5 protein-coding genes are annotated in these 6,526 nt (G+C 55.8%); 2 read left to right on the top strand and 3 right to left on the bottom strand.

Going from position 1 to position 6,526, the window contains the following annotated elements:
- Positions 1-468: 468 nt before the first annotated feature.
- Positions 469-870: a hypothetical protein gene (locus tag BM322_RS10600; protein WP_075430297.1), complete on the top strand. Its 402-nt coding sequence runs from the start codon at positions 469-471 to the stop codon at positions 868-870.
- A gap of 66 nt (positions 871-936) precedes the next feature.
- Here the strand turns inward: BM322_RS10600 and BM322_RS10595 are convergent, their stop codons facing one another.
- The 3 genes from BM322_RS10595 to BM322_RS10585 are packed head-to-tail and all read right to left on the bottom strand — an operon-like array spanning position 937 to position 5,613.
- On the bottom strand, positions 937-3,459 hold the full coding sequence (locus BM322_RS10595; RefSeq protein WP_075430296.1) for an ATP-binding protein: 2,523 nt from the start codon (positions 3,457-3,459) through the stop codon (positions 937-939).
- Complete coding sequence (locus BM322_RS10590; protein WP_075430295.1) at positions 3,452-4,570, bottom strand: BMP family ABC transporter substrate-binding protein; 1,119 nt, start codon at positions 4,568-4,570, stop codon at positions 3,452-3,454. Before BM322_RS10590 ends, BM322_RS10595 begins: the two co-directional genes overlap by 8 nt.
- Positions 4,567-5,613 (bottom strand): HD-GYP domain-containing protein, encoded by a 1,047-nt coding sequence (locus BM322_RS10585; RefSeq protein WP_075430294.1) that lies wholly within the window; start codon positions 5,611-5,613, stop codon positions 4,567-4,569. The genes BM322_RS10590 and BM322_RS10585 overlap by 4 nt, the downstream gene beginning before the upstream one ends.
- A 183-nt stretch (positions 5,614-5,796) precedes the next feature.
- Here BM322_RS10585 and BM322_RS10580 point away from each other — a divergent pair, with 183 nt between their 5' ends.
- Complete coding sequence (locus tag BM322_RS10580; RefSeq protein ID WP_075430293.1) at positions 5,797-6,525, top strand: LytTR family DNA-binding domain-containing protein; 729 nt, start codon at positions 5,797-5,799, stop codon at positions 6,523-6,525.
- Position 6,526: the final 1 nt, after the last annotated feature.

Below are 6,526 nucleotides of genomic sequence, written 5' to 3'. Positions count from 1 at the left end.
CCCCGTTCGCCCCTTTGGTAACGGAAGGTTGAATTTGTACGAACCGTTGCTCTCGTAACAAGCACATCGATGTAATTCGTGGCCTTTAGCCGAGACAGAGCAAGATTATTCAAACGTAACAGAGGGCGAGGGTGGGTACACTTTCTTCGTAGACGGAGCGATTGCCCGAACGCAGTGAGGGATGGCACGCGGTAGGTACCAGCTAGAACGTCAAGATGTATTGGCGCGCCGCCGGCCTGCCCGGCGCATGTAACTAAATACGTACTTATACACCAGCGCGGGTCATTTAGCGGAGCGGAGAAAAAGTGCACCCACCCTCACCCCAGCTGAGCTGTATCAAGCTTATTGTAATCTCGCACTAACAGACAAACTGTAATTATTCTGGACTTTTAAGGCGCATTTAAGGGTATGGTGGTTCAATACTATTGGTATGTATATTTAGCGCGATTCATCAAGGGAGGCTTTCTTATGCGCATCTTCAAGTCCACACTATTGGCGTTCCTGGCTATTTTCGTCTTGGGCAGTATGTTTTGCCTGCAGGGAGCGGAGGCACGGCCGCATATCACGTTCCATGTAGAGCATGTCAAGCTCATGGCGCCTGGTAGAGCGGCGGTCATTGGTTATTTTGACAACACTGGCGATCGGACGGCGTATGCCAAGTCAATCCAATACGACCTCACGGTTACGAGACCAAGCGGTGGCGTCATCTATCAGAATTCCAGCCTGCATAACAATACGAATGTGAAGGTAGCGCCGCATCAGAAGGTAAGACATACCTTCCAGATCAGGGACAGCCATATCCCGAAGTATACGCAGCGTTATCATTGGCATATCGGCAATGTACGCACGCATTGGCATACAAATAAATGAGTCTTGTTCAGCTAGGATAACGCAAATAGGCTGCTGCACGCGATTGTGACGTGCAGCAGCCTATTCTTATGCTTGAGCTGCAGCCAGCTCAGCGACTTGCTGATAGAGTTTCATGATGTCGGCATGATGCTGTTTAATATAGGCGGCAGCCTGTTCCTGCTGGTCGGGGGTTGCATCGTCGGCCAGGTAGTCCTTGGCGGCCTGTTCCTGGGTTTTGGCGGCTTCGTTAAGCGAACGGCAGCCAATGGTCAGGGCTGTTGACTTCAGCGCATGGATATTGATGCGGTAGTCCTGCCAGTTGGCCTCGGAAAGGTCCTGATCGAGTTGCGCGATCTTTTCCTTCGACTGCTCGCTGAACATGGCCAATACCTTGTCGTAGAGCACTTGCATGTTGTTGCAGTATTTCAGGCCCACTTCGCGGTCGATGAGTGGCTGGGATCTGGCAGCAGGTGTTGGGGCCGTTTGGCTGTCACTGGCCATCGGGACCGGCACTGGCTGCGGCTCGGCGCATGGCGGCTCCTGGAGCAGCTTTGGCGGCAGATAGCGGCGCATCATGGCCGTCAGGTCATCGCCAGTCATGGGTTTGCTCAGATAATTGTCAAAGCCTTCACTGAGGAATTTTTCCCGTGAACCCGAGATGGCCGTGGCTGTCAAGGCGATAAAGCGGGTGGTGCTTTCGCCTAACAGCTCTTTGGCTTTATGCAGGGTTTCGACGCCATCCATGCCCGGCATCATGTAGTCGAGCAATACCACATCGAAATGTTGCTGCTTGAGGGCGCTCAGGGCCTCGGCACCGCTGTGGGCGATGGTGGTCTGCACCTGCGTTTCCTGGAGCAGGCTGTTGGCGACAAAGCAGTTCATCTCGTTGTCATCGACGATGAGCACATGGGCCTCAGGGGCGATAAAGCTGACTTGGTGCATTTCGCTAGCGTCAAGGTCCTGAGGCGCAGCCAGGCTGAACGCGCCGACTGGGTCAAAGGAGTGGACGGCCTGTGGCAATTCAATCGTAAAGGTACTGCCTTCGCCGTAGATGCTGCTGACGTTTATCGTGCCCTCCATCATGGTCAGCAGGCGGTGGGTGATGGCAAGGCCGAGGCCTGTGCCTTCAATCTTGCAGTTGCGCTTGATATCGAGGCGCTCGAAGACATGGAACAAGCGGTCCTTGTCCTCCTCACGGATGCCGATGCCTGTGTCGGTTATGGCAGCCCGCAGATAGAGGGTGCTTTCGTGGCGATGCCCGCTGATATCGAGGGTGACTGAGCCTGCGGGGGTGTATTTGATAGCGTTGTTGAGGATGTTTATGAGAATCTGGCGCAGGCGGCCGCCATCTCCATAGAGACCGTTGGGTAGATAGGGATCCACATGGATCTTGAACTGCAGGTCTTTGGCCTGGGCGCGCACGCCCACCAGCGTGCAGACTTCGCGCAGCAGCTCAGTCAGTTTGTAGTCGGCAGGCACGATTTCCATATGGCCGGACTCGATTTTTGAGAAGTCGAGGATCTCGTTGATAAGGCTCAGCAGAGCTGTGGATGCCGATTTGATGTTATAGGCGTACTGCTGGATCTCGCCCGGCGGTGCCTGGCGGAGGATCATTTCGTTCATGCCGCTGATAGCGTTGAGTGGTGTGCGGATCTCGTGACTCATGTTGGCAAGGAACTGGCTTTTGGCCTGATTGGCCTCGTCAGCTGCAGCCCGGGCCTTGCGCAGCTCCTCGTTTTCGGCCACACGCGTCTGAGCCATGAGCAGATAGATGCTCAGGCAGGCGAAGAGCACGAGCATCAGCGTGAAGAGGAAGAATACGCGCTGGTAGACGCTCATGATCTGTCCGGCAACGGCTGACCAGGGCATAAAGCCGATCATCGAGAAGTCGGTCTGGGGCAGGTCGGCACCGAAGACGAAGAATTTTCCCTCAGCCCCTTCGGTGTAGACGGCAGCTGCCTTGCTGTGCAGGAGCCGCTGGTGGACTTCCTGCATGCCCTGTTGGATGGCATCGTCGGCCCAGAACCGCGCGTCCTCGGTGGTGTAGTTTTCGTAGGGAACGGCCAGGCTGCCATCGCGGTATTGGATGATGACATGGGTAAAGGCATCGTAGTCGGAGAGGGCAAACAGGCCGGTCAGAGCATCGGTGGGATATATCTGATAGAGGACATAGCGGACATTGTCGCCGTAGGATACTGGTGTGGCGAGCAGGATGCCGATGTCGGGGTTGTAGTCGATGACCGTGTTGCCATGGAAGGCCATCTGCAGGCGCGGGAATGAGTCGCTCGATACAGGGCGGCCCAGGGTGTGACGCTCAAAGTCGATAAGGCCGGCCTGGCCTTCGGGCGTCTGCAGGGACAGCATATGGAGTACGTCCTGCTTGTCTTCTTCATGGGTGCTAAGGTGCATGGCTGCAGTCTGCAGCGGGGTCAGGAAACGGCGGAAACGCTCGCCAGCTAGCAGCGAGATATCCTCGGTCTGCCGGGCTACGGAGTGTTCGGCCGCGTTGTTGAGCAAGGTGACGATCTTTTGCTGGATGAAGATGCCTGAGAGCACGAGCAGGAACAGCATCATCGCAATAGTCAAAAGCATTTTTCTGCGGTTATTCAAGGACGTCTACCCCCTTTACCAGCCAGTCCATATGTTGGAGCAGACGGTCGTCGCGGATGGATTCATCGGGACGGCAGCGCAGCTTGCCCTGCCGGTCGTAGATTTCACCCGCAAAGACGAAGTGACCGGCGAGCATCGCTTGTTTGATTTGCTCCAGCCGTTCCTTTTCGGCGGCTGTGACAGCTGCCGAGAAGTCACAGAGCTCGACGAATCCAGCCTCCATACCGACCCATTGCTTATCGACGTAGTTGAGCTCGCCTTTGAGATAGCGGCGGATAATGTCTTCGTAGTAGCGATCCCAATTGCAGATTACAGAAGTCAGTGCATGGTCAGAACGCCAGGGGTGCTTGCCTAAGTCCTCGTAATAGCCGATGTAGTCGATGCCGAGCTCCTCGGCGACGTTGGCGGCAGCTGGCTCGTCCTGATGATAGGTCAGGATGTCAGCGCCGGCCTCGGTTATCAGGCGGCGGGCTTCGGCAGCCTCTTTTTCTTCATCCTGCCAGCTGCCTGTCCACATGACGACGACACGGGCGTCAGGATTGGTCTGCTGGACACCGAGCGTAAAGGCATTGATGCCGCGGTTGACTTCGGAGTTCTGCATGGCGGCAACATAGCCGATGACATTGCTCTTGGTGCGCATGCCGGCAAGGGCCCCGGCCAGATAGCGGCCTTGATACATGCGGATGAAATAGGAGGTCATATTGCGGGCATGGCATTCTGCGGAGTTGGTGCCAAAAGCTATCTGCGGATATTCGCGCACGAATTTTTGGGCCTCCTCGGAGTAAGAATAGCTGGCCAGAAAAATCATGCCGGCACCGTCGCGGGTCAGCTCCTGGACGGCCTGGGTGCAGGCACCGGGGCCGATGATGCGTTCTTTGGTCAAGAGCTCGATGTGCATGTTGTCGCAGGCCCTGCGGATGCCTCGGTACTGTGGGGCGTTCCAGCCCTCTTCGTCAATGCCGCCGAGCAGGACAATGCCAGCCTTGGGCTTAGGCTGATCGAAGGTGCTGGTGGAAAAGATCCAGCAGGCGGCGCCGAGGACAATCAGGATAAAGCTGATGATCAGCAGTGTGCCCCATTGGGACAGACTGCGCTGTGATTCGTGATTCATTTGGCTCCCTCCCGCATTTTGTAGCTGCTGTCTTCATCGATCATCTGCAGCATGATGTCCACAAAATCGGGATCAAGCTGTGTGCCGCGGGCTTTTTCCATTTCCTGCCGGACGACAGCCTGGGGCAAGACGTCGCGGTAACTGCGCTTGGAGGCCATGGCATCATAAGTATCGGCCACGGCGATGATGCGGACCTTTTCGGGGATAGCAGTGCCGGCAAGGCCGTCGGGATAGCCAGTGCCGTCGTAGCGTTCATGATGGCTGCGGGAGGCGCCGGCCAGTTCAGGCATTTCACCTACATGGGCCAGGATGTCGCTGCCAATCACGGTATGCTGCTGGATGGCGGCGTACTCTTCATCGGTCAGCTGGCTTTTTTTGTTGATAAGGCTCGATGGGATGCCAATCTTGCCGATATCATGGAGCTGCGCCATATAGTAGACGGTGCGCTGATATTCGGCTGACTTACCTGCCCGGCGGGCGATTTCCTGCGCGTAATCCGCTACGCGGTGGGAATGACCGTTGGTGTAAGTGTCCTTGGCATCGATCGTGTCGGCTAGCGTCTCGATCATCTCGCGGAACAGCCGTTGCGTGGAGGCCAGCTGGGCCTGGGCAATCGCTGTCTGGCGGTCGATTTCCTGCTGCATGTGGTGTTGCAGGGCCTTGAGCTCGAGGGTCCTTTCGATGCGGCGCAGGATAAGCGTGGGAATGAATGGCTTATGGACAAAGTCGAAGGCGCCGGCCTGGATGCCTTTGACTTCGGTTTCCTGATCGAGGTCTCCCGTCAGCATGATTACGGGAATCTCTTGTGTCTTCTCGTCCTGTTGTAAGGCAGACAGTACGGCAAAGCCATCCATCTCGGGCATGTTGATGTCGAGCAGGATGAGGTCGGCAGCCTGGTTCGCCAGCATGGCCAGAGCCTCGGGGCCGCCTGTGGCGGCTGCAAAGTCGTAGTCGGTGCTCAGGATGGCGTCGAGCATCATGCGGTTCATGGCATCGTCATCGACAGCTAATATGCGACGGCGCTTGACCGGTGGAACATTCATGGTAAGGCCTCCTTTATTATGACAGTATTAATCCCACTTAAATTTTAGCTAAATTTTTCCTTAAATTCCACGGGCGGGTCAAAAGTGGTCGCAATATGCCAGAAGTGGTAAATCTTTCTATTTAGCAAAAATCATGTATAATGGTAATAGGAGTAATTTTCTGGATTTTAGTAGGGGAAAGTTATGAAAATCGCTATTGTCGATGATGAGGCCAAGGCCCGCGAAGAGCTGCAGCAGGCGCTGCGTTCCTGTGAGCTGGCGGCTGTGGCGCAGGCAGAGCTGCGGCTGTTTTCCAGTGGGGAGGAATTCCTGGCAGATTTCCAGCCCGATGCTATTGATTTGATATTTCTCGATATCCGCATGGGGAATCTGGATGGCATTGAGACAGCACAGGCAATCCGCAGGCAGGCGGAAAGACTGCCGATCGTTTTCCTGACGAGCAGTGCCGATTATGCGCTGGCTGGCTATCAGGTTTTTCCAGCAGGGTATCTGTTGAAGCCCATCAGCCGGGAACTGCCGCAGCTGCTGGATATCCTGCGGCGCTGTCTGCCGGGAATCGTGGCCAGGGAGCTTGCTGTGCAGGTCAATGGCCGTGAAATCAAGATACCCTATGGGAGCATTGCCTATGTGGATGTCAAGGGCAGTCATCGGACTGGCGGGCGCCGCGGCTCGGTCATCCATCTGCTGGCAGGTGAGACTTTGCCTGTCGATACGTCCTACACCGATGTCGTGACAATGTTGAGCACAGCTGATTTTGCCGAGTGTTATAACCATCTGCTCGTCAATCTGGCGGCGGTGGCAGCTTTGCAGGAAGATGGCTTTGCACTGAAGAATGGGGAGCAGCTGCCCATAAGCCGCCGGCTCTATCGCGAGACGGCCCATAGCTATATGGATTATCTGCTCAGGAAGTGAG

It is taken from the genome of Selenomonas sp. GACV-9 (assembly GCA_900116485.1).
In the GTDB taxonomy this organism is placed as follows: domain Bacteria; phylum Bacillota; class Negativicutes; order Selenomonadales; family Selenomonadaceae; genus Selenomonas_A; species Selenomonas_A ruminantium_G.
The sequence above is the reverse complement of the archived record's forward strand: the minus strand, read 5'-3'. Positions and strand labels throughout refer to the sequence as shown.

What these genes read in the sequence shown, in the direction of transcription:
- BM322_RS10600 (WP_075430297.1), top strand. Translation starts at nt 469, where the DNA reads ATGCGCATCTTCAAGTCCACACTATTGGCGTTCCTGGCTATTTTCGTC.
- BM322_RS10590 (WP_075430295.1), bottom strand. Translation starts at nt 4,570, where the DNA reads ATGAATCACGAATCACAGCGCAGTCTGTCCCAATGGGGCACACTGCTG.
- BM322_RS10585 (WP_075430294.1), bottom strand. Translation starts at nt 5,613, where the DNA reads ATGAATGTTCCACCGGTCAAGCGCCGTCGCATATTAGCTGTCGATGAC.
- BM322_RS10580 (WP_075430293.1), top strand. Translation starts at nt 5,797, where the DNA reads ATGAAAATCGCTATTGTCGATGATGAGGCCAAGGCCCGCGAAGAGCTG.